At 57.9% G+C, this 22,958-nt stretch carries 23 protein-coding genes; 4 read left to right on the forward strand and 19 right to left on the reverse strand.

The features are described 5' to 3' along the window. The first annotated feature begins 18 nt into the window (after positions 1-18). On the forward strand, positions 19-849 hold the full coding sequence (gene cdaA / locus AC781_RS12410) for a diadenylate cyclase CdaA (protein WP_067777782.1): 831 nt from the start codon (positions 19-21) through the stop codon (positions 847-849). Positions 850-982: 133 nt separating this feature from the next. Next, entirely contained in the window at positions 983-1,618 is a 636-nt protein-coding gene (bioD, locus tag AC781_RS12415) for a dethiobiotin synthase (RefSeq protein ID WP_067777783.1), read from the forward strand. A gap of 76 nt (positions 1,619-1,694) precedes the next feature. Here bioD and AC781_RS12420 read toward each other — a convergent pair whose 3' ends face one another. The 8 genes from AC781_RS12420 to leuC form a co-directional block, all read right to left on the reverse strand. Further along, positions 1,695-2,834 (reverse strand): hypothetical protein, encoded by a 1,140-nt coding sequence (locus AC781_RS12420; RefSeq protein ID WP_067777784.1) that lies wholly within the window; start codon positions 2,832-2,834, stop codon positions 1,695-1,697. A 4-nt stretch (positions 2,835-2,838) separates the two neighbouring features. After that, positions 2,839-3,918, reverse strand: coding sequence for a thioredoxin-like domain-containing protein (locus tag AC781_RS12425; RefSeq protein ID WP_067777785.1), 1,080 nt, complete (start codon positions 3,916-3,918; stop codon positions 2,839-2,841). Between the two features lie 157 nt (positions 3,919-4,075). Further along, positions 4,076-5,107: a class II fructose-bisphosphate aldolase gene (fbaA, locus tag AC781_RS12430; protein ID WP_067777786.1), complete on the reverse strand. Its 1,032-nt coding sequence runs from the start codon at positions 5,105-5,107 to the stop codon at positions 4,076-4,078. 80 nt (positions 5,108-5,187) lie between these two features. Then, positions 5,188-6,474, reverse strand: a complete 1,287-nt coding sequence (lysA, locus tag AC781_RS12435; protein WP_067777787.1) for a diaminopimelate decarboxylase — start codon at positions 6,472-6,474, stop codon at positions 5,188-5,190. Positions 6,475-6,484: 10 nt separating this feature from the next. Next, complete coding sequence (locus AC781_RS12440) at positions 6,485-7,618, reverse strand: AI-2E family transporter (RefSeq protein ID WP_067777788.1); 1,134 nt, start codon at positions 7,616-7,618, stop codon at positions 6,485-6,487. Between the two features lie 122 nt (positions 7,619-7,740). After that, on the reverse strand, positions 7,741-8,874 hold the full coding sequence (locus tag AC781_RS12445; protein ID WP_067777789.1) for a hypothetical protein: 1,134 nt from the start codon (positions 8,872-8,874) through the stop codon (positions 7,741-7,743). A 22-nt stretch (positions 8,875-8,896) separates the two neighbouring features. After that, positions 8,897-9,502, reverse strand: coding sequence for a 3-isopropylmalate dehydratase small subunit (locus tag AC781_RS12450; RefSeq protein WP_067777790.1), 606 nt, complete (start codon positions 9,500-9,502; stop codon positions 8,897-8,899). 21 nt (positions 9,503-9,523) lie between these two features. After that, positions 9,524-10,936 carry a 3-isopropylmalate dehydratase large subunit gene (gene leuC, locus AC781_RS12455; RefSeq protein WP_067777791.1) on the reverse strand — a complete coding sequence of 471 codons (1,413 nt, stop codon included), beginning with the start codon at positions 10,934-10,936 and terminating at the stop codon, positions 9,524-9,526. Between the two features lie 158 nt (positions 10,937-11,094). Between leuC and AC781_RS12460 the strand changes: the two genes are divergently transcribed. Beyond that, positions 11,095-12,042, forward strand: coding sequence for a hypothetical protein (locus AC781_RS12460; RefSeq protein WP_067777792.1), 948 nt, complete (start codon positions 11,095-11,097; stop codon positions 12,040-12,042). Between the two features lie 10 nt (positions 12,043-12,052). Next, the gene (locus AC781_RS12465; protein ID WP_067777793.1) at positions 12,053-12,679 is read left to right on the forward strand and encodes a GyrI-like domain-containing protein; all 627 of its coding nucleotides are present in this window, start codon (positions 12,053-12,055) and stop codon (positions 12,677-12,679) included. Positions 12,680-12,695: 16 nt separating this feature from the next. On the opposite strand, the gene AC781_RS12470 is transcribed toward AC781_RS12465, so the two are convergent. The 11 genes from AC781_RS12470 to AC781_RS12525 form a co-directional block, all read right to left on the reverse strand. Beyond that, complete coding sequence (locus tag AC781_RS12470; RefSeq protein WP_067777794.1) at positions 12,696-13,178, reverse strand: GNAT family N-acetyltransferase; 483 nt, start codon at positions 13,176-13,178, stop codon at positions 12,696-12,698. A gap of 87 nt (positions 13,179-13,265) precedes the next feature. Next, entirely contained in the window at positions 13,266-14,345 is a 1,080-nt protein-coding gene (locus AC781_RS12475; protein ID WP_067777795.1) for a Mul1B family putative transporter subunit, read from the reverse strand. A gap of 24 nt (positions 14,346-14,369) precedes the next feature. Then, the gene (locus AC781_RS12480; RefSeq protein ID WP_141675914.1) at positions 14,370-17,624 is read right to left on the reverse strand and encodes a tetratricopeptide repeat protein; all 3,255 of its coding nucleotides are present in this window, start codon (positions 17,622-17,624) and stop codon (positions 14,370-14,372) included. Positions 17,625-17,683: 59 nt separating this feature from the next. Beyond that, positions 17,684-17,956 (reverse strand): hypothetical protein, encoded by a 273-nt coding sequence (locus AC781_RS12485; RefSeq protein WP_141675915.1) that lies wholly within the window; start codon positions 17,954-17,956, stop codon positions 17,684-17,686. A gap of 158 nt (positions 17,957-18,114) precedes the next feature. Next, positions 18,115-18,630 (reverse strand): ExbD/TolR family protein, encoded by a 516-nt coding sequence (locus AC781_RS12495; RefSeq protein ID WP_067777799.1) that lies wholly within the window; start codon positions 18,628-18,630, stop codon positions 18,115-18,117. 17 nt (positions 18,631-18,647) lie between these two features. Then, positions 18,648-19,139 (reverse strand): ExbD/TolR family protein, encoded by a 492-nt coding sequence (locus tag AC781_RS12500; protein ID WP_071133418.1) that lies wholly within the window; start codon positions 19,137-19,139, stop codon positions 18,648-18,650. A 79-nt stretch (positions 19,140-19,218) separates the two neighbouring features. After that, a complete protein-coding gene (locus tag AC781_RS12505; RefSeq protein ID WP_067777801.1) occupies positions 19,219-19,998 on the reverse strand; it encodes a MotA/TolQ/ExbB proton channel family protein in 780 nt (259 codons plus the stop codon). Between the two features lie 234 nt (positions 19,999-20,232). Next, on the reverse strand, positions 20,233-20,856 hold the full coding sequence (gene nth, locus AC781_RS12510) for an endonuclease III (RefSeq protein ID WP_067777802.1): 624 nt from the start codon (positions 20,854-20,856) through the stop codon (positions 20,233-20,235). A gap of 72 nt (positions 20,857-20,928) precedes the next feature. Further along, on the reverse strand, positions 20,929-21,132 hold the full coding sequence (locus tag AC781_RS12515) for a hypothetical protein (protein ID WP_067777803.1): 204 nt from the start codon (positions 21,130-21,132) through the stop codon (positions 20,929-20,931). A 33-nt stretch (positions 21,133-21,165) separates the two neighbouring features. Beyond that, the gene (locus tag AC781_RS12520) at positions 21,166-22,047 is read right to left on the reverse strand and encodes a hypothetical protein (RefSeq protein WP_067777804.1); all 882 of its coding nucleotides are present in this window, start codon (positions 22,045-22,047) and stop codon (positions 21,166-21,168) included. A 26-nt stretch (positions 22,048-22,073) separates the two neighbouring features. Continuing rightward, on the reverse strand, positions 22,074-22,871 hold the full coding sequence (locus AC781_RS12525) for an MreC domain-containing protein (RefSeq protein WP_067777805.1): 798 nt from the start codon (positions 22,869-22,871) through the stop codon (positions 22,074-22,076). Positions 22,872-22,958: the final 87 nt, after the last annotated feature.

A 22,958-nucleotide genomic window follows, 5' to 3' on the forward strand; every position in this document is an offset into this window, starting at 1 on the left:
TTGGAGTATGTTGCGTGCATGTGGAGCTGGTTGGTCGAGCATGGTGAAACGATTCGCACGTATTTCGTTGCGGTGATCGAAATTGCCATTCTTTGGGTGGCTTTTTATCAGCTGTACCGGGCCTTTCATGCGACGCGCGGTGCGAATATTCTGCTCGGCCTTTTTTCGAGTTTCATCGTGCTGGCTCTGGTGACTGGACTTTTCAAGCTGACGGTGCTTTCGTGGCTGCTGCGGAGCATTTTCGCTCCCGGCCTCGTGGTGGCTCTGGTGGTGATTTTCCAGCCGGAGCTGCGTATGGCTCTGGCCAAGCTGGGCAGCCGCCGGCATTTGGCGATTTTCGGCATTACGCTGTGGGGCCGGCAGGATAAATCCGGCTTTATCGAGTCGCTGTGTGCGACGGTTTCCGTGCTGGCGAGCAAGCGGCACGGGGCTTTGATCGCCCTGCAGAGGACGAACAAGCTGCATTCCGTGGCGGATACGGGCACGAAGGTGGACGGGCTGTTTTCCAAGGAGCTGGTCGGTTCCATTTTCTTTCCGAAGACTCCTTTGCATGACGGCGGCCTGATTGTGGATCAGGAGCGTATTGTGGCGGCCGGGTGCATTTTCCCGGTGTCCGCCAAGGAGATGAAGGACCGGACGATCGGCCTGCGCCACCGTGCGGGGGTTGGTTTGTCGGAGGAGAGCGATGCGGTGGTGGTGATCGTTTCCGAAGAGACGGGGGCGATTTCTCTGGCAACGGCAGGGCGTTTGGAACGCAATGTGGATTTGAACTATTTGAAGACCCGTCTCAAGGAACTCCTTTATGCCCATGTCGCTACTGCACAAATTCAAGAGGTTTCTCAAGGTTAACTGGATTCCGAAGCTGTTTTGCCTGATTCTGGCGATTCTCGTTTGGAACGTGATCAAGCACGTTTGCCTTGATTTGCCGCAGACGACCGATGATACGGTGATACGGCGCTCCCATCCCTGATTGTTTGTTGCGATGAATTATTTGATTACAGGTACCGATACGGAGATCGGCAAGACGTATGTGACTTCCCTTCTGTTGAAGGATTTGCGCTGCCGCGGGGTGCAGGCTGTCGGGTATAAGCCCGTGGCGTGCGGAGACCGCCAGGATCCCCGCGCTCTGCGCGATGCTTCGGATCCGGCCATGAGCCTCGAGGAGATCAATCCGGTGTATTTGCGTACGCCGACGGCTCCTCATGTGGCTGCTGCATTCGAGAAGACGGTGATTGACCCCGAGATTCTGCTGGCGGGTTACCGGAATCTGGATTCGAAGTACGAGATGGTTCTGGTGGAAGGAGTCGGCGGCTGGGAGGTTCCCATGGCTCCGGGTATGCTGTTTTCGGATTTTGCCTGCATGCTCGGCCTTCCTGTGATTCTGGTGGTGGGCAATAAGCTGGGTGCGGTGAATCACGCGATTCTGACGACGAATGCGATTCGCGCACGCGGGTTGGAGTGCCGGGGCATTGTGCTGAACCATTTGCAGGAGGAGTGGGATACGGCCGCCTTGACGAACAAGGCGCTGCTGCAGGAGTTCACGGGGCTTCCCGTGCTGGAAGAGCTGATTTACGGACAGGATTCCCTTGATAGCTCCGCCGTGTTCGGAGTAGAATGATTGTTGCCGTTCGGCATGCGAAAAGGGCTGTTCCGGATAATCGGAACAGCCCTTTGGTATCGGTACGGAGTGAGGATCAGTAGATGACCGGGGTTTCGCCGCGTTTGAGGGCGTCGAGGCGTTTTTGCTCCTTCGAGTTTTGGATGCCCTTGGTGCAGGCTTCGATCGCCTTGTCTTTTTCTCCGAGATCTTCGTAGATTCGGGCTTGGATCATGTAGCATGCCTGCTGGTAATCGGAATCGTCCGCTTTGCCGTTGATCATGTTCTGGGCTGCTTTGATTTGGACTCGTTTGATCTCCGGTTTGTCGATCCATTCCGCTGTGCCGCTGCACCATTTCATGATACGGTTGCCGACATATTCGTCGTCGGGGTATTTGTCCAGCATCTCTGTCGTATCCTTGATGAACTGTTCCAGATTTTTGTCGAAACAGTCGATGCTGAAGCGTGTTTCCTTGGCGAACATGAGCATGCCCGCATGGTCTCCGGCCATTTTTTCCGTTTCTTCCAGTAGTTGCATGGCTTTTTCCCGATCTTCCGGCTTTTTGGTGTTGATCAGTTTGCCTACTTCCGAAAGGTTGGCCATGAGAGTCTTGAAGTTTTCCTTGTCTTGCTGGGTTCGCTCTTGAGCGTCCTTGGCTGTGAAGTTCTCCTTGACGCCTTCGACCAGAAGCCATGACGGCAAATGGGCGCTTTCGCCGCTCCACATGAGTTCGCCGTTTTTGAAGACGGCGGCAAAGGGCATGGATTTCAATGATTCGCCTTGCAGGATATATTGCCAGAGTTTCAAGTCTCCATCCCAAAGGACGGGAAATTCGGTCGCATGCCGCGGATTGGCGAGCGACTGGAGGACTCTTTCCTTTTTCAGATTGTTGACGGGTGGCACCATGACGATCGTTTTGATGTTCCGGGCGTCTTTGGGCAGGAAGTTTTTGACGTTTCCTGCTGGGCCCCGTTTTTCCGCCTTGAATTCGGAAGGCCCCAGTGTGGGAGGTATCCAGAAGTCCACAATGACGAGGTCGTTCGGGCCGATTTCGGTTGCGGGAGCGTTCGCGAGCCATTCTCCCTGTTTGATGGCCTGTACGAAGTTGCTGAAGCCGATGGGAGGAATGGAAGGAGCCGCTTCGGCCTGTTCCGATGCTGCGGGTGCATCGGCGGCGAGGGCGGTTGTTGCGTTGAAAGCCGCCAGCATGAAGAGCGGCAGGAAATGGGTTTTCATGATGTTATTTGGTCAGATTGTTGCGGTGTTGATAGAGAGGAAGCTGGCGGACGGCTTCTTCCTGGGCTTCGATGGCTCCCTTCCGGTCTCCCGACAGCAAGCGGGCTTCGGCGATGCGGCTCCATTCGAGAGAAGCGGAATAGTTTTTTTTGGCGCTGGCTTTCTGTAATGCCGTGGCTTTCAGAATGGCTTCCTCCGCTCCCTTGAGGTTTTTCTTGTCGGTAGGAATTTCATAGGTCGTGATGATCATATGAGCATAGTTCATCAAGGCGTAAGGATTTTCGGGCAGTTCCTGAGGAATGCGGTCGAGAGCCGTACGAACCATGTCGTACTGTCCGGCTTGCAGAAGCTGGGTGAAGGGGATTCTGAGCAACATCAGTTTGTTGTCGTCCGAGAGGTCTTTTTGTTTCAGAGCTTCATTCAATTTCTGTTCACCGGACTGATAATCGCCATCGGCATAGGCCTGGGCGATGCTCTGCGCGGTGGCTCGAAACGCCCGTTGTTCCTCGGACGTGTCGCGTGGCCGAGGTGCAGGCTTGCCGTCGATGATGTTTTGAATGAGTTCTTTGTTGAGCTGGTTGGGGTGGCCCTTCCAGAGGATTTTTCCATCCTTGACGATCATGGAGAACGGAATGCCGTCTACGCCGAGCGGTTTCAGCCAAAGGGCGGCGGATTGTCCTTTCGTGTCGGCTCCGATCGTGTAGGTCGGGGAGGATTTGCGGTTGGCGAGGAAGTTTTTCAGAACTTTGGGCGTCGATTTGTCGAAGACGTTGATGCCGACGATTTGGAAGGTGTCGCTGTCCGGCATTTCTTGATGGAGTTCGTTCAAATGCGGGATCTGGGCGAGGCACGGGCCGCACCATGTGGCCCAGAATTCGAGAAGATAGGTTTTGCCCGGTTCCCAGTTTTTGACCGGCGTGCCTTGCAGCCATTCCGCCGGAAGTCCGTCGGGGCTGAGGGTCGTCGGTTGGGCGGCCGGCGTTTCGGTCTTGTCCTTTCCGGGCTCTGCCGGATTTTCGGCCATGGCCGGAAGTGCGGCCATGCCGAGGGTGCAAACAACGCTGAGATACATGGAAAGTCTCATGGAACAAGTGTAACGAATTGGTACGGCATGGCAAGAAGATTATGCATGCAGGGCCTGTCTATCATTGTTTACGAAGGGAATTTCGCGGCAACAGGCACGAAAAAGCCCTGCAGGAAGTGCCTGCAGGGCTTGAAGGGATGTGAATCCGGATGCCGGATCAGATTTTGCCGCAAAGGGTTTTGCCTTCGGAAAGGAGGTCCTGGGCGGCTTCGACAAGGCGGGCTGCGAGGCCTTCTTCACCGAGCTTGAGGTAGGTGCGGGGGTCGTAGGCTTTCTTGTCGCCCACTTCGCCGTCCACCTTGAGCATGCCGTCGATGTGCTTGCATACGTGCAAGGTGATCGGCTTGGAGAAGGCGTACTGGGTGTCGGTGTCGATGTTCATCTTGACGACGCCGTAGGAGATGGCTTCGCGGATGTCGCAGAGGTCGGATCCGGAACCGCCGTGGAAGACGAGGAGCATGGCTGCATCCGCGCCGTATTTGTCGGTGACGACTTTCTGGCCGTCGCGGAGGATCTTGGGTTCGAGTTTGACAGCGCCGGGTTTGTAGACGCCGTGGACGTTGCCGAAGGTGGCGGCGAGCATGAACTTGCCGATGCCGTTCAGGGATTCGTAGGTCTGGAGCATGTCTTCCGGGGAGGTGTAGAGCTTGTCGGCATGGTGGCCGGAGTTGTCTACGCCGTCTTCTTCACCGCCGACGACGCCGATTTCGATTTCGAGGATGATGCCGGCAGCGGCGCAATCCTTGAGGAGCTCCTTCGAGAGGGCGAGGTTTTCCGCCATGGGAAGGGTGGAGGCATCAAGCATGTGGGAGTTGAAGAGCGGCTGTTCACCGGCATCGACGCGGCGCTTGGATTCGGCGATGAGCGGGCGCAGGAAGGTGTCCACATGTTCGGGCTGGCAATGGTCCGTGTGGAGGCCGACGAGGACGTTGTATTCCTTGGCGAGGCGGTGCGTGGCTTCGGCAAGGACGATGGCGCCGATGGCGGAGCTGCCGACGCGGGTGCCGGAGGCGAATTTGCCGCCGCCGAGGGAGACCTGGATGATGCCGTCGCTCTTGGCGTCGGCAAAGGCGCGGAGGGCGCCGTTGATGACTTCGATGGTGGTGACGTTCACGGCGGGGTAGGCGTAGCCTTCCTTCTTGGCCGTGTCGAGCATGTTGCTGTATTGAGCACTTGTTGCTACTGGCATGGTTTTGTGTTTTTGTTTGGGTTGTGCGGGCAGGCCGCTCGTCGGTGCGGCGGAGTGGGCCTGCCAGCGGAAACGGGATGTTATTCGGGGATGATTTCGCCGCGGACGAGGTCTTCGAGGCTCTGGCGGCTGCGAATGACGGTCCAGTTACTGCCGTCCACGAGGACTTCGGCGGCCATGGGCCGGGAGTTGTAGTTGGAGGACATGGAGAAGCCGTAGGCTCCGGCGGAGAAGACGGCGAGGTATTCGCCCTGCTGGACGTCGGCGACGGTGCGGTTCTGCGCAAGGAAGTCGCCGGATTCGCAGATGGGGCCCACGATGTCGGCCACGACGGTGTCTTGATCGTCGTGCTGCTGCAGGGGCCAGATTTCGTGATGACCTTCGTAGAGTGCGGGGCGGATGAGGTCGTTCATGCCGGCATCGACGATTTTGAAGGTTTTGGCGTCGCCTTTTTTCTCGTAGAGGCACTGGGTGAGCATGACGCCCGCGTTGCCGACGATGACCCGGCCCGGTTCGACAAGGATGCGGAGGCCGAGCGGCTGGAGGAGAGGGACGAGGGAGTCGGCATAAGCGTCGATGGTGAGCTGGTGGTTGTGTTCCCACCAGTCGGGGCTGCCGGAGGCCAGTGCGCCGTCGTACACGATGCCGATGCCTCCTCCGATGGAGAAGAAGCGGATGCCGTAGCGTTCCTTGAGGCGAGCGGCGAGCGGAGCGACTTTGGCGACGGCTTCGATGAAGGGTTTGACCTGCGTGAGCTGGGAACCGATGTGCATCTGGAGGCCTTTGATTTCCAGATTCGGCATTTGTTCGTCGATGAGGGCGTAGAGGGCTTCGATGCGGTCGAAATCCACGCCGAATTTGTTTTCCGATTTGCCGGTGGTGATGTATTTGTGGGTGCCTGCCTCGATGTTGGGGTTGACCCGGACGGCGACAGGGGCCTTGATGCCCATGCTTCCGGCGATTTCGTCGATGGCGCGGAGTTCCGCTTCGGATTCGACGTTGAAGCAGTAGATTTCCTGTTCAAGCGCGTAGCGGATTTCTTCGGGTGTTTTGCCGACTCCGGCATAGGTGCACCTGCGGGGATCGCCTCCGGCCTGGACGACGCGCCAGAGTTCACCGCCCGAGACGATGTCGAAGCCTGCGCCTTCGCGGGCCATGAGGTTGAGAATGGCGAGGTTTGAACATGCTTTGACGGCATAGGATACTTCAGAGTCGAGCGGAGAGAGCGCCTGCTGCAATCCCTTGAAGTGGTCCAGAATGGTCTGTTTGCTGTAAACGTATGTCGGCGTGCCTACGGCTTCCGCTATGTCGCACAGGGGCGTGTTTTCGCAGTACAGCGTGCCGTTTTTGTAGCTGAATGTATGCATGTTCTGTTTTTTAGCTCTTGTGTGGGCCTTTGTCCGGTCCGTTGCCGGGATCGGCTGTGTAGGGGGGGATTTTGGGTAGCGGGATGGTTGTGGGAGGGTTGTCGATCATCATGGCAATCCACTTGAGGTCTTTCGAGTTTTCGAGCGCCAGTTTGACGAGTACGGAGATGGGGACGGCGAGAAGCATGCCGATGGGCCCCCAGATCCAGCCCCACAGGATGACGGAGAGGAGGACGACGCTGGTGGCGATGCCGAATTGCTTGCCGAGAAGGAGGGGTTCGATGCCGTTGCCGAGCATGAAGTTGATGACGATGTAGCCGAAGGCGACGATGACGGCATCCGAGATGCCTCCGATCAGCAGAGCGAGGAGGATGGGCGGTATGGCGGCTACGATGGAGCCGAAGGTGGGGATGAAGTTGAGAGCGAAGGCGACGATGCCCCAGAGCAGCGCGAAGCCTACATCCATGTATTTGCAGAGGCCCCAGGCGAGGATGCCCGTGGTGAGGCTGATGAGGGTTTTGATGACGAGGTAGCGCTGGATGCCTTGCAACGCATCGGCGAATTTCCGGATGTTCGGGCAGCCGCGCGAGGCGGTGATTTTGTCGACGTTGCTGCGGAAGCGGGGCGCTTCACCGAGGAAGAAGGTCATCAGGATGAGGACGAGGGTGGTGATGGCGATGAAGCCCAGAGCCTTGCCCATGATGGCGGTGGTGATGCTCATGATGACTCCGGCGCTGAGGATGTCCTGCGCGGAGCCGAGTTTTTCCTGAACGAAGGTGTCGAGCCCGTGGTCGCTCAGGAAGAGCATGAGGTCATTGTATTTGGTCTCGAAGAGCGGCTGGTAGGTGGTCTGGACTTCAATGCTGAGGTCTTTGGCAAGGAAGTTGATGAGGAAGCCGAGGCCGATGAGGAAGCCGAAGTCCACAAGGACGGTGAAGCAGACGGCCAGCCAGTGGGGAAAGTGCAGGTATTTGCGGAGGCTGACGGTGATGGGGTAGCTGGCAATGGCCAGGAAGCTGGCGAGGATGATGGGGACGATGATGTCCCGGGCGGCCTGCAGTCCGGCGAAGACGATAAAAGCGGCGGCTATGGTGACGAGTACTCGCCTGCCATCTCCGAGGGGTGTATTGGTGCAGGATGTCATCGCTTTGCCTGGAGGTCGGAAGTCGCCAGATTCTCCCAAAAGGCGGCGAGGAAAGCAAGGGTGAATACTTGCATGCCTGAAAAAAGAAGCTTTTTACGCTGAGGCCGGGCCGTGGCGGCGCATCAGCTTTTTTTGCAGAAGCTGTAGCCGAAGTCGGTGAGCTGGCGCATGAGGTCTTCGGCCAGCAGGATGATCTGGTGCGAGGTTTCCGCCGGGATCTGGTGCAACAGGCGGATGTCTTTCTGGATGCGGCGGAGCAGGGCCTCGATGCGGTGCGTGAGGACGGGCGGGTCGATGATGTTTTCCTGCGATTGTAGGATGGTGGCAAGGACGTGCGGGACGATGAAGCCGTGTACCCGCATGATTTCGCTGACGGTCGGGTTGGGTTCGCGGTCGCCGTTTTCGGAGTCTTCGAGCATGGTTTGCAGGGTGGTCTGGATTTCCTGCGTGAGGTTCGAGAGGCTTTCGAAGACGGGGTGGCGCATGGCTTCGCGGACGGCGTCCACTTCGCCCGGGAGCAGGAAGTCGAGGACTCCGGCATTGTGGAAGAAGTTGGATTCCGTCGGCCGCCCCGTTTCTTCGTCGCGGGCGAGTTCGGCCAGCCGGTCGGTGCGGTTCAGGACATAGGATTCGCGGACGAGGCCGTCGGCTTCCTGCCGGTATTTGTCGTGGACGGAGGGGTAGATGACGGCGGCGGCTTCGGCGCGTCGGAGTCTTCCGTCCCACGGGATGGAGGGCAGGGGGTCGTTTTCGTCGTCAAGGATGCCCGTGTAGGAGTTGATGAATTGCTGGACATGGCTTCTGTACATGTCCTGATTGCTCATGATCTGGGCGTATTCGTCCGTGGGCTCCATCTGCCACCGGTGTTCGCCGATGGTGAGTTCCATGGATGAGGATTCGATGAGGATTCGCCCTCCGTCGATGTCGAAGATTTCGAGCGAGAGGAGGTTGTGGCGGGCGCGTTTGTTGTCGAGGTCGCAGAGGCGGCGGGAGGCGGTGAAGTCTCCGAGGCACAGGTATTCGCCGCGCTGGCGGATGATTTCGAGGAAGGTTTGTTCCTTGTCTCGCAGGATGCCGGTATGGAGGGGGTTGGAGAATTCGAGGCGGCACCCGGCGAGGTCCCGCAGGCAGTCTCCTTCCAGAGTGAAGACGAGAGGTTCCTCCATTCCCACACAGGTAAGGGTGAGGGTGACGGTGCCGGGCGTGGTGTTGTCCACGATGCCGCTTTTGATGATGTGGGTAATGTCGGAGAGCATGGGTAGTTGGGGTTGAGGGGGATTAATGTGCTGTCGGGACCGGGAGTTTGGCGGCGAGGGCTTCGACGGCTTCCGGAGCTCCCATGAGCTCGACGACGGCGTCCCAACGGCCCTGTGTGAGGGCTTCGCGCGGTTCCTCCGGCATGGAGACGGGGATGCTGCCGAGTTCAGAAGAGAGCTGCATGCTGTTCAGATCGAGCGTCCAGACGGTGGCCGGGGCCTGTTCCGTCCAGGCGGTGACGCGGTTGATGTCTTCGCAGGAGGCTCGTACGCAGGGGAGGCCGATGCCCGTGCTGTTGCCGAAGAAGATTTCGGCGAAGGTTTCTGCGACGACAGCTTTGATACCCGAGCGTTTGATGGCTTGGGGTGCGTGTTCGCGAGACGAGCCGCAACCGAAGTTTTCACCGCCGAGGATGATGGATGCTCCCTTGAAGCGGGGATCGTCGATGGGATGGCCCTTGGAGGAGCCGTCTGCATTGAAGCGTTCGTCCCAGAACATGGTTCCGGCAAGTTCGTCGAAGGTGATGCACTTCAGGAAGCGGGCGGGGATGATGCGGTCGGTGTCCATATCCGCTCCGGGCACGGGTACTGCGGTGCCGGTAATGGTGTTGACGGGGTTGAGTGCCATAATTTGTTTGTGGTGTTCCTGTTAGTGAATGTTGAAGATTTCGCGTGCATCCGAGACTTTGCCTGTGAGTGCGGCGGCGGCTACCATGACGGGGCTCATGAGCAGGGTGCGGCCTGTGGGGCTGCCCTGGCGGCCCTTGAAGTTGCGGTTCGACGAGCTGGCGCAAACCTGGTCGCCGACGAGTTTGTCGGGGTTCATGGCAAGGCACATGGAACATCCGGCGAGGCGCCATTCGAAGCCCGCTTCGCGGAAGATGTCGGCGATGCCTTCCTCTTCGCATTGCTTGGCGGTCATTTGCGAACCCGGTACGGCGAGCGCCTTGATGCCGGGGGCGACTTTGCGGCCCTTGATGTAGTGGGCGACGGTGCGGAAGTCGGAGATGCGCCCGTTGGTGCAGGAGCCGATGAAGCAGACCTGCACCGGGAGGCCCTTGATGCGGCTGCCGGGTTCGAGCTTCATGTACTGGAGGGCTTCGACGGTGGCTTTGCGCGTGTCGGCATTGGCTGCATCGTCCGGGGAGGGAACGGTTTGGTCGATGCCGATGTTCTGGTCGGGAGAGATGCCCCAGGTAACGGTGGGTGCGATGTCTTCCGCAGAGATGGTGACGATGTCGTCGTAAACGGCGTCCGGATCGGAAGCGAAGCTCTTCCAGCGGGCGACGGCTTCATCCCATGCCTGGCCGGTGGGGGCGAAGAGGCGGCCCTTGATGTATTCGAAGGTGGTTTCGTCCGGGTTGATGTAGCCGCAGCGCGCTGCGCCTTCGATGGCGAGGTTGCAGAGAGTGAGGCGTTCGTCCATGCTCATGGCGTCGATGGTGGAGCCGCCGAATTCGTAGGCGTAGCCGAGTCCGCCGTTGGCGCCGAGCAGGCCGATGATGTGGAGGGCCACGTCCTTGGCGGTGACGCCGGGCCGCAGTTTGCCTTCGACCCGTACGTTGCGGACTTTCAGGGGGGTCTGCGCGAGTGTCTGCGTAGCCAGTACGTCGCGCACCTGCGTGGTGCCGATGCCCATGGCGATGGAGCCGAACGCGCCGTGGGTGGCGGTGTGGGAATCGCCGCAGACGATGGTCATGCCGGGCTGGGTGATGCCGAGCTCGGGGCCGACCATGTGGACGATGCCCTGAAGGCCTGAAGGCATGTCGAACATGCGGATGCCGTTTTCAGCGCAGTTTTTGCGGATTTCGCGGAGCATGGCTTCCGCGCGTTCGTCGGCGAGGGGTTCGGACTGGTCGTCGGTCGGGATGATATGGTCCACCGTGGCGAATGTACGTTCGGGGTGGATGACTTTGAGCCCGAGATCGCGGAGCATGCCGAAGGCCTGCGGAGAGGTGACTTCGTGCATGAAATGCGTCGCAATGAAGAGTTGCGTGCGCCCGTCCGGCAGGATGCCGACTTTGTGCGCGTCCCAGACTTTTTGATATAATGTCTTGCCCATATCTACCGCATAGGATGGCCTGATTTTCGCTTTCCGTCAAGTGGTGAAGTCACACTCTTCTTCTTCTTCTGTGTCTTACAGAAGGTAGAGAGGCGGAGGAAGGCGGTTTGTCGCAATTTCTGCGTGACGGAGTGCGGCAGGTGTGGTTCAATAGGGCTATGTTCTATTCTCCTTACACATTGGTTCCTTGCGGAGCCCTGAGTGCGCGCTCTGCGGCGCAACCCCGGCATGGCGTGCTGTTGCGGAACGATGAAGGCGGTTATGGCTGCCTCCAGACATGGCCGGAGCTGGGAGACCCGACGCTGGACGAGGAGCTGGATGCGATCCGCGACGGCAAGCCGCTGCGCCTCGGAGCCCGCGCGTTGAAATGCGCGATGCTGGACGGCGAGGCCCGTGCGAAGAAGGTGAACATGTTCGACGGCTATACGGTGCCGCTCAGCCATGCGACTTTGCCCGTGAGCGCGACTCCCTTTATGGTGCACACCCTGCACCAGCGCGGCTTCCGTACGGGCAAATTGAAGCTTTTGCCGAATCTTCCGGCGACGATCGAGAAGCTGATGAACCTGGCTGCGATGGTGCCCGAATGGAAGTGGCGCCTCGATTTCAACGCGACGTTGACGCCGGAAGGTTCGCTCGAATTCTGGGACATGCTGCCGGAAGCAATGCGCAAGCGTATCGACTTCATTGAAGATCCGTGCCCCTATACGGTGGAATCGTGGCAGATGCTGCAGGATGCCGGCCTTCCGCTGGGTTACGATATCGGCTCTCCCGATGCAACCTGCGGCGTGCCCTGCTGCACGAGCAAGCCGATGATCCGCGTCGTCAAGCCCGCCCGCGACCGCACGACGGAAGGCGTGCCCGTCTTCACCTCTTACATGGATCACCCGCTGGGCCAGCTCTGGGCCGCATGGTGCGCCGCCCGCTACTACCACGGCAAGGATCCGAAGGATGTGCCCCTGTGCGGCCTTGTGACTCACCACGTATACCGAATGAACGATTTTTCGGAAGTTCTGGGCGCGGCGATCTATCCGTCCATCAACCTGCCGGGTGGTACGGGACTCGGGTTCGACGAGCTGCTGGCAGCGCAGGAGTGGAAAACCCTGTAAGCATCGCGCCATGCCGGGGAAATACGAATGGAGAAAGGCGGAGAAGGCCTTGTATCTGCCTTCCTGCCGACCAGCGCGGATCGACGTGCCTCCCTGCTCTTTCTTGATGATGGAAGGGCGCGGCGATCCGAACGGCCCGGAGTTTGCCTCTTGTGTGGAGATTCTGTACGCCCTGTCGTACGGCATCCGCATGTTGCCGAAAAAGGGCATCGTGCCTGAAGGGTATGTCGAATATGCAGTTTATCCCCTTGAAGCGACGTGGGTGAACCCGGAAGATGGTTCTGCGGCTTCATTGGCCGGCAAGGACTTTGTGTACACGGCCATGATTCGCCAGCCTGCATTCGTGACGCAGGGCCTGGTGGAGCAGGTCATGGAAATGGTGGCGGCGAAGAAGAAGCTGCCGCGCCTGGGGGAAGCCGTCTTCGATACGGTGGATGAAGGGCTGTGCGTGCAGATGATGCATACCGGCCCGTATGATGACGAACCGGCAAGTTTCGCCGCGATGGATGCTTTCTGCGCGGAAGAAGGATTGATTCGTACTTCCTCTCGGCACCGTGAGATTTATTTGTCTGACCCGAGGAAGACGGAGCCGTCCAAGTGGAAGACGGTGCTGCGCTACGGCGTAAGGGAAGCGTGAGCGGGCGCCTGCGCATTTACCGGGACGGTTCGGGCAGAATGTCCGTGTAAATGCCCGGTGTACTTCCTTCGATAGGCGTGGCGCCGACGCATTTCGCATAGAACTCCTGCGGGCCCACGCCGCCGATCACGGCATAGGCGTATCCCTGCGCGTAAAGATTTTCCAGGGCAGTGACGAGCAGGGCTTTGCCGAGTCCGTGCTGCCGGGTATCCGCGCCGACTCCCATCGGCCCGAGGAATCCTTTGGCCGTGACGTCGTAGCAGGCAAAGCCAAGAACGGTTTTGTCGCGGGTGGCGATGATGCAGGCAGCGGGCTGCCGGCTCATGGCGATTTTGAATTCGCTGACCCATTTCGGGCTGAAATGGGCGCCGATCCAGTCGGCGACGAGATGGCGTTCGTAAGGTGCGGCGCGGCGAATGAGGATGCCGTCTTCCTTGAGATGCGAGCGCAGATCGCTTACATCCGGAAGGTCGTACAGGCGCACGAGCATATCGATCATGGGTGGAGTGTATCGGCTGTTGAAAGTGTTTGTAAAAGAAAGGGCATCCGCGAAGGGATGCCCTTGAGGGAATGATGGTGCCGCTCGTTACTTCTTGGCTTCCGGCTTGTCGGCAGGTTTGTCAGCCGGTTTATCGGCAGGCTTGGCCTCGGCCGCAGGGGCTGCTGCCGGAGCGGCGGCGCCCTTCTGTTTTTCCAGAGAGTTGTAGTAATACTGGGCAAGCTGGTTCAGCTTGTCGTTCCTGGAACCGGGCGAGACTACATTGAGATAGATGTAGGCCAGAGCCGCGGCATCCTTGATGGCTTGCGGAGCTTTTTTCTTGTCGCTTTCCATCGGGGTATTGTTACCGTGCTTTTCGATGTAGGCGGCCGCTTCCGGCAGGAGGCTCAGGATGATGGCTGCACGACCCATGGCTTCAGCGGGGAGCTCCATGTAGCTGCCGTGGGAGGCGGCGATCGTGGTGCTGTAGGCGTCAATGGCTGCATTGGCCTTGACGACGTTGTCGCGGTTGCTCAGATCGGGTGAATCGCCGAGCTGGCCCTGATAGGCGCGGCCCATGGCGTATTGAAGCCAGCCAAGTTCAGTCAGCGTCAAGTTGTTTTTGTTGCTGCTCAGGATCTTGTTGCCGTTTTCGATGATGGCGTCCCACTGCTTGTCGGCAATGTTGCCGAGCAATTCGGCGACTTGGGCATGCAGCTTGTTTTCGGGCGTCAGGTCGGCGTTCGGAAGAGCGGCGGCGAGAGCCTTGACGGCGGCCCAGTCCTTCAGGCGGATCGCGGAGTCGATTTCCAGCAGGGCGGAGCGGACGCTCAGGTTGCCGGGGATGGACTGGACGATTTTATAGGCTGTTTTGACTTTGGCGAAGCCCTGCTGGGCCTGCTGGAGCTTTCCGGCACGGAAAGCATCCACGGCTTCGGCAAAGGACTTCGGCGTCGAGATGTAGAACGTCGTGCAATCGCTGATGCGGCCGCCGATCGGGCTGCCGACGGCATTGCCGTTGCGCATCTGCACGGCCGTGAAGTTGTTTTTGCCGGAAACGCCGGTGATCAGATATTGGCCGCCCGGGATGTTTCTGCCCTGAATGAGGGCGGGGATTCCCGCCTGCTGGGCCTGGGAGAGGCTGCAGGTGGCGGCGAGTGTCAGGATGATACCTTTCAGTGTGTTCATGATCGTACTTGAGGTAGGATATTCTTAGCGGTTCTTGTTGCGTTCCAGCTCGGCGTTGATACGGCGGCGTTCCTTGGCTTCGCTCTGGACGGAGGAGTCGGAACGGTACTGTTCGACGAGTTTTTCGACGGCGCGGAACTTATCCTGGTCGTCGCCGGACATCATGTCGAAGTTGCCTTTCATCTTGCGGATGAAGCCTTCGCCGAGGTCGTAGGCGAACAGTTTGTCGGACTTGGTAGTTCCCGAAGCCGGCTTGTTGCGCTTCCATGCGAGGATCATGGCTTTTTCGCAGGCCGGTGCCGAGACGCTGACGCGGGCAATATTGGTATTGTAGAGGTTGGCGTAGGTCAGGATGGCATTGTCGAGGTCGCCGAGGCCTTCGTAGGCTTCAGCCTGCATGTTGCTCATGGGAACGTTGTTCCGGTCGGAGGTCAGGTAATCCTGCGCTTCGGTGAGCGCTTCCTTGTAGCTGCCTTTTTGGAGCAGGAGCTTGACAAGCGTGGACTGTACTTCGCCGATGGCCCGGCGGTCCGGCACTTCCTGCTTGCGGGCATTTTCGAGAGCCTGCTGCATCATTTCCACTCCCTTGGCCACATCGCTTGCGCTGCTGCTGAGGCCGTAGGCGCGGGCCAGGCCGAGAGAGGCCTGTGCGCGGAATTCGGAATTCTTGTTGTCGGCCACTTTCTGGTAGTAGGTGATGGCGTCCAGGCGATCCTGCTCCTTGGCGGAGCGGTTGGGCGAGCTTTCGACCCCGGCGATGAGCTTGTCGCCTACCCATGTGCAGGCGTAGTCCGTCAAGTCGGCGGGTTTGAACTCGTCGCGCATGACGAAGAGGCTGCGGTCAACGGCCTGAGTCAGTTTCTGGCGATCGTTGTTGTATTTATCGACAGCCTGCTTGTCCTTCATGTCCTTGGGACGTGCGAGGTTGCTGCGCATGTTTTCGTATTCGCCGATGACTGCCATCATCAGGATGGAACGCAGGGTCTTGTTGTCGCGCGAAACGCCCGGGAAGTTGTCGAAGTGCTGCTTGACTTCGTCGGCGGAGAGTTCCTTGCCGTCCTGGAAGGTCTTGTAGCTTTCGATGAGTTCCTTGGTGTAGCTGCCGACGGCGCGTTCCACCTGCGGGTTGATGCGGTTCTGCTTCTGGGCGATGTTGGCTTCGCGGACGATCAGCTCCTGAAGGTGCTTGATCGCCTTGTCGAAGGCGGCCTTGTCCTTGTTGTTGAGCTGAAGGTCGATGACGCCCATTTGAAGGGAGAACGGGTGTCCTTCCATGTCGCATTCGGCCCAGAACTTGCTGCTGTATTCCTGAATCTTGGCCTTCTTGGCGGCGGCATCGTCTTCGGGCTTGGTGCCTTCGGCCGGCTTAAGGTCGTTCGTGTAGGAAGCGAGGTTGTAGAGGGCTTCACCGGCGGTCGCCTTGTTCTTTTTGGCGATGGCGGCTTCATAGCTCTTCTGGTAGGCGTCCAGTGCGCCGGGAACGTCGGGATCGCCCTTTTCAGGCTGCACCAGCAGGTTGCCTTTCATCAGGAGAGCCGGGGCCATGACGGCATGGTCGGGGTACGATTCGATGATGCGGTCGCAGAATTCGAGGGATTTGGCCTTGTCTCCTTCCTGACCGTGGATGTAGTAGTTATACACCTGATCGAAGAGGACGTTGGGCATGTACGGATCCTTGGGATCGGTGGTCGGGTATTTCTCCATGAAGGAGTTCAAGGTCTTGATGGCGTCCTCGATGTATCCGGTGCGGCTTTCGGCGGAACCCAGGAAGAACAGGGCAGGCTTGCTGTAGTTCGGGTGGTCCGGGAAATCCTTCAGGAAGGCTTTGGCCGGTTCGATGAGGTTGGCGAAGTATTTCCGGTTTTCCTGTCCGAGCTGGAAGTTGGCGGCAATTTGCACATAGGCGGCCATGGCGTAGTGCGGGTTCTTTGTGTCGCCTTGCAGCTGCGCGAGTACCTTGCCGGCCTGTTCGAGCGCTTCCGCAAATTTCCTGTCGGTGATGAGGCGTTCAAGCGAGAAGGCGCTGAGGTCCTTCTTGAACTTGGACTCGGGGAAGTCCTTCATGTGCTTGTTGATGATGACTTCGCCACGAGTGGGATCGATCTGGTATGTCGTCATCGCCAGCTGGAAGAGGTAGGTTTCGCGGTCTTCCATCTGGTTGTAGCGGTCTTCCAGCAGTTCGTAGGCGGCGCGGGCGGTGCGCATGGAGCCGTAGCCCTGATAGATGTTGGCCGTGCCGGCGAGGCTGAAGGCATCGAAGATTTTCTTGCCGGCGATCCATTCGTCGTACTTCTTGAGCGTGTTCTGGAGCTGGTCGACGTTGTAGCGTGCGCCGCCGTCCCTGATGGGAGCCTTGAGGGCGCCGAGGCTTTTCGTGATGCCGGATATTTCGCCCTTGATTTCCTGCATGGTGGGAATGAATCCGTACATGAGGAGGGCGAGTCGGTTGTAGTTGTTCGCCTTCTTCATGTCATTGGCCTGTGCGGCTTCGCGCCCCTTGTTGCCTGCTTCGACGGCGAGGTTGAGGATGGCGGGTACGTACATGGCGATGCGCGTTGCGCCGAGGTCAAGCACTTCGGGATGTTCGCTGAGTACATTGAAGGCTACTTCCGGACGATCGATGCGCATGGCCGTTTTGACCAGGTTGTTGACGCCTCCGACGACGTAGTTGTCAGGGATGGGTTCACCCTTGGTGGCCATTGATTTGCGCAGATACTCCATGCCTTTCTCAATGTCGGGCGTTTCCTTGGAGATGTAGCACTGCGACATGAGGTTGTGCACGATGGGCTGCGGGTTGGCATCGAGTTCGGCCTTGGGGCGTTGTCCCTTGCGGTTGAGGTACTCGGTGAAGAATTTCAGGGCGTCTTCATAGTTGCCGCGCTTGAACTCGGTTTCCCCCATTTTGTAGAGGGCGAGGAAGCGGAAGGGGTTTTTGACGATATCGCTGAATTCTTTGTCTTCGGCGCATTTTTCGAAAGCTTCGAGAGCGCCATCGTAGTTCACCTGGTCACCCTGGCCGATGTTGAGCAGGCATTCGCCTTTTTTGTAGTAGAACCAGCCGAGCTGGTTGCCGAATTGGGTGTAAAGACGAGTGCCGGGAGAGAATGCTTGGATGCACTTGTCGATTTCTTCCAGAGCCTTGGTCCAGTTTCTGGCTTCGATGAGTTTGACGACGGTTTGCTGGTAGTTGCCGGGGGCTTGCGCCTGACAGACCATGGGCGCCATGGCGGCTGCAATCGCAAGTACGGCAGAAGCGGAGGCTAGTGTGTGCATTGTCATGATTGTGTGTGGTTGATTGAAGTTGAAAGAAAGGTTTGAATGGGGCAGGGGAAGGTGGGTTACGCGGCTGCAGCCTGGTGGAGATCGGCGTATGTGGCTGAAGGATGAATCATGCCGGATGGAAGGTTTTCAGTGAAGCGGATTTTCTCGAAGGATGAAACGGTGCCGGAAATCCGGGAAACGGGCAGTTCCGTCTGCCGGGCGAAAATCCGGCATGGTGCCGTATCTGCATGCAGGTTGGACGGATGGCGGAAGCAAGCTGTTTTTTCCCCGGCTCCGGCAGTAGCCGCCGGAAGCATGCAGACCGGAATGGCAGGGGAAGTAGCTGTCATGGTTGTTGACGTGTTGGAAGTTGTCTTGACCGGAGTGAAGATGAATGGGCGTTTCGGTGGGGAGAGGGTATTTCGGAGAGGTAGCCGGGAGGTTTCGACTGAAAGGGGAGAGCTTGATCAGGGATCAAACCCTCCCCTCCCTGTGTCATTGTTTTACATTAGTTAGCTTCGTCGGCGACTTTGTTGAGGCCGACCGACTTGATGCCGGCTTCAGTCAAAGCTGCCATGACGTCCATGAGACGTTGATGTTTCGAATTCGGATCTGCATTCAGGAGGACGATGGCCTTGGCTTCGCCGCCAGCAGCATCGGCCGTGGATTTCAGTTCCTTCAGCTGTTCGACGAGTTGCGGACAACGGCGGATTTCCGAGTATTGCTGTTTTTGTTTCTCGGGATCGTAACCGGGATCGGGTGGCCCGACCTGAAGCTTGGTGTCGCCCTTGCCCCATTCGATGGAGCCGTCAGCCAGAATCTTGATGTTGCCCGGCTGGAGTTTGGGCGGCGTTACGCTGTTTGGTTGAGTTGCCGGTATTTCGATATCCAGCTTCCGTTCCTGCACGATGGTCGTTGCTACGAGGAAGTAGATGAGGAGAAGGAAACAGCAGTCAATCAGCGAGGAGATATCCAACACGGGATCCTCTTCGGGCGGAGCTTCGAATTTTTTATGTCTTGCCATGATGATTGATGATCGGTTTATTTGGTGGGCAGAGCTCCGAAGACGATGTTGGTGATACCGTTCTTGCCTGCCGCCGTAATGACCTTGTTGGTATATTTGTACGGGGCGGTCGCGTCACCGCGAATGTAGAGCCGGACTTCTTCGAATTCCTGTCCCTTCTCGTTTTTCTTTTTTTCCAGTTCTTCCTTGCGGGTTTTGAGGTATTCCTCAAGTTCCGCTTCATTGGAGAATCCCTTGCGTTCGTCCGATGCCCAGATGGTGCCTGCCGGATAGCTGCTGTCTTTCATCTTGTCCGGATTGAAGACGTTGACAACGATCAGGCCATTGGCTTTCTTGAGTTCATCGGAGGCTACTGCCGTCGGCATCTTGACATTCTTGTCTTTTTTGACGGTGATGGCTGTAGCATTGACCACGAAGAAGATGAGGAGAAGGAAACAACAGTCAATCATGGGCGACATGTCGACGCTGGCTTCTGTATCGTCAGCGGCCTTTAGTGCTTTTTTTCCCATAGTTTTGTTCCTATTAGTGTTCCTCCTGTCCGGTTTTCAGGTCGAACAGGAGTGGCGGTTTTCACCCTCCTGAGGAGATTTAGGCGAGACCTTCGGGGATGCGGGCAAGCTGGGCTTCAGCGTTGACCACGTTGATGGAGGTGTTGACCATTTCCTGCAACGTGTTGACGCATTCGGCTTCGCGGGCATTCGCAATACCCTTCTGGAAGAAGAAGCAGGGAATGGCGATAATGGCGATGATCAGACCCCAGAAGGTCGTGAGAAGCGCCACGGAGATGGAGCCTGCGAGCTGGGTCGGGTCGGCCTGACCGGATTCGGCGAGAATGGCGAAGGCGCCGACCATCCCCTGCACCGTACCGAAGAGTCCGAGCATCGGAGCGACCTGGCCGGAGAGGGCGAGCATGTTGATGTATTTCATCATGGTGCTGCGCTCGTTGGAGGTGAAGTCGGCGATGGAGTCTTCGATGGCGTCCTTGCCGAGGTCTTCGGGTCGCGTGGCGTCCACGTTCGGCAGGGCATAGGCGACAAGGCGGCCGAGGTAGGTCGGGCTGCTGGCGGCCATTTCAATGGCGGAGCGAACGCGGCATTCGCTCATCAGCTGCATGAGGTTGGCCTTGAGTTCGGCCGGGCAGTATTTTTCCTGCTTGAGGTTTGTTGCATTGAAGATAAGCAGAAAAATCACGAGCGCCAAGAGGAAGATGAGGGGAATCATGGTCCAACCACCATCAATGACCCATTGGTCGAGCATGTTTTTGGATTTGACGCTTTTCTCTGCAGCAAAGGCGGAGTTTGCGAGGAAGAGAGTCGCGGTTGCGGTGAGAGCGACTGCGCGGCGGCTGTAACGACGGATTGTTTTCATAATGTTATTTAATGCTGCTTGTGCAAAAATGACGGATTCCATTTAATCAGATTTTTCCGGGATGACAAGCATGTTTTGCAGGCTTTTTGATTTTTCTAGCCAATTGTGACGCTTTTGTGACAGAAAGCGGAGGAAAGGAGCGTATGGTGCAGTTTCCGGGAGGAAAGGCGATGGAAGATGTGCAGGAGTTGCCTGTGTTTTTCTTCTATTGTCAATTTTTTGTGAAGATGCGTTTTATGGGGAAATATTAAGGGCGGAGCAGATCGGGCATGTGCCGCCGCAGCCTCTTGCCGGACAATACTGCCTGCCGTAGAGGACGATGCGCAAGTGAAGGGCTCCCCATTCCCGGCGGGGGTAAAGTTTTTTCAGGTCGCGTTCGACTTGCTCGACGTTGGTGCCTTTGCTGAGTTTCCATTTCCGCGCAAGGCGATAGATGTGCGTGTCCACGGGGAAGGCCGGATGACCGTATGCCTGGTTCATGACGACGCTGGCCGTTTTGTGTCCGACGCCCGGCAGGGCTTCCAGTTCTTCAAAGGAGGAAGGGACGATGCCGCCATGCCGTTCTTCGATGATGCGCGAGGTTTCGACGATGGAGGCGGCTTTGCGTTCGGAGAGGCCGCATGTGGCAATGTAGGGCCTGACTTCTTCCGGGGTGAGCTGCGCCATTTGCCGGGGGGTGGATGCGCGGGCAAAGAGGGCGGGCGTGACCAGGTTGACGCGTGCATCCGTGCATTGGGCGGAGAGCATGACGGCGATGAGCAGGGTGTAGGCGTCTTTGTGCTGCAGGGGGATGTCCGGCGCGGGATAGAGTTCCGCCAATGTGGCTGAGACGATGGAGGCCCGTTCTTTGATGGTCATGGCAAGTGGTGTCGTGCGGACAAAAAAGCCGCCTCGTGAGGAGGCGGCTTTCGTTTTGGGTGGTTCTGGCCGTTATCGGCGCATGTTGGACAAGGGGCCCAGTTGTGCGTCGCCTTCGGCTTTCTGGATGGTGTTCCAGGGTTTCGTGTTCCCTTCCGTTCCTCTCGGTTCCACGACGACTCGTCCGTTGTCCGGTACGGTGCGCGGGGTACTCTGGCAGGAGGCGCAGAGGAGGATTCCCGTGGCGGCGATGAGGGCGGCGAATGTCGTTTTCATGGTTTGTCCGGCGGTTGGGTTGAGCCTGGTTCTTTAGTAGCCGTGAGGTTTGCGGCGGATGACGGTGTCGCCTACTTCGAGGCGAAGTCCCTGTGTGATTTTCTTCGGGTCGAAGTCGGCGATGACCTGGCCGTTTTCGATGCGCGTTACCTTGAGGGTGGCAATGGGCTGGCCGTCGCGGATGACGAGGAGGACGTGATCCGGGCCGAGGCCGATGCGGCTGTCCTGGCCGACGTTGACGACAACGTAGTTCCAATGGTTGTTGACGGCGGCGATGGAGTAGAGGTCTTCATTCTTGCGAAGGGTTTCGCGGTAGTCGGCCTGTTTGTCCTGCAGATCGGAAAGGTTGGTTTCTTCGCGGCTCGTTTTGGTTTTGGCTGCGGTGACGAGTGTGTCGAGTTCTTCCTTTTCGGCAATGAGGTTGGCGTTTTCCTGCTTGACCTGATCGACTTCAAGTTTGATGCGTTCGACCATTTCCTTGACGTTGGTCGTGCTGGAGATGTCGATGCCGTATTCGCGCATTTTGTCGTTGTACTTGTCGATTTCGTCCTGAATGGCTTTGATTTTGGCAAGTTCGGCTTTCAATGCTTCCTTGGCGGCTTCCAGGTTGCCTTCAGCGACTTGGAGGCGGCGGGCGGCTGCTTGGCAAAGAGTGCGGTTTTCCTGCATCGTGCGTTTGGCTTCCTTGCTGGCATCGATGCTCTTTTTACGTTCTTCGGCCGCTTTGTTCTGCTGGGCTTCGAGTTCTTTGCGAAGGGAGCGGAGGCCGCCGGCCTGGTCGTCCAGCACTTGTTCGCCTCCGCCGTGGGAGGCGACGATGAGGTCGTATTCCTTGCGTTGTTCAAGCGAGTAGTAGATCGCCGCTCCGCCGAGAATGCAGACAAGAAGTACCGTGATGAGTTGTGAGATTTTCATGGAAGTAAAGTGATCTTGGGAGTAAGTTACTTTTGCTTGCGGACGGAGACGACGCGATCACCGACGTGGATGCGTTCACCGGCGAGGAGGGTGCCGTACACGATGTCGGCTCCGGCTCGGTTGCTTTCGACGCTGGTGACGTTGAGCTCGGCGATTTTTTCATTGCCGCGCATGACTGCAAGGCGGGAACCCGATACGATGCCTTTGTTGGCTCCGCTGTCGATGATGACGAAGTTCAGGCTGGGATCGGAGGTGAGTACGCGAGCATCGACTTCAGGTTCGGAGATGCGGGAACGCTGGTCGGAGGCTTTCTTTTCAACGGCAAGGATGCGTTCGTTGAGTTGCTTGCTGCGGGTGGAGAGTTTGTCGCCCAAAGCACGGGCGTAGTCGTTTTCCTTCTTGATGCGATCGTTTTCCTGCTTCAAGCGGCCGACTTCTTCGATCATGTCCCGGATGGAGGCTTGTTGGCCGTTGAGCATCAGGGTGGCGAGAGCATCCTTGATTTCCTGATACTGGGCCTTGGTTTCTTCGGTCTGCGTGTTTACGCGAGCCGTTTCATCGTTGGTTTTGGCGGTTTCGCCGTCCAGACGATTGGTTTCCGCGATGTATTTTTGTGTTTCTTCGTCGAAGTATGTTTGACGAAGAATGGCATACGATTTTGTCGTAGCCTCGCGGGGAATGCTGTTTGCCGCTCGTTCGACGGCTTCCCATTGCAGGCGTTCGTAGCTTCTTTCCCCGTTGACGAGAGCTTGGTGATTTTTACAGTAAATAAAGGTTCCAAACAGGAAGAGGACGATGGATCCGATGGTTATTTTGCTCCACATGGCGTAAGATGAATAGTAGATTCGTAGCAGGTCGTCCTTATTTCTATATGAGTATCGGCCGTAATGCAATCTTAAAAATTGCTTTTC

The sequence above is a fragment of the Neoakkermansia glycaniphila genome (genome assembly GCF_001683795.1).
Lineage (GTDB): Bacteria > Verrucomicrobiota > Verrucomicrobiia > Verrucomicrobiales > Akkermansiaceae > Akkermansia > Akkermansia glycaniphila.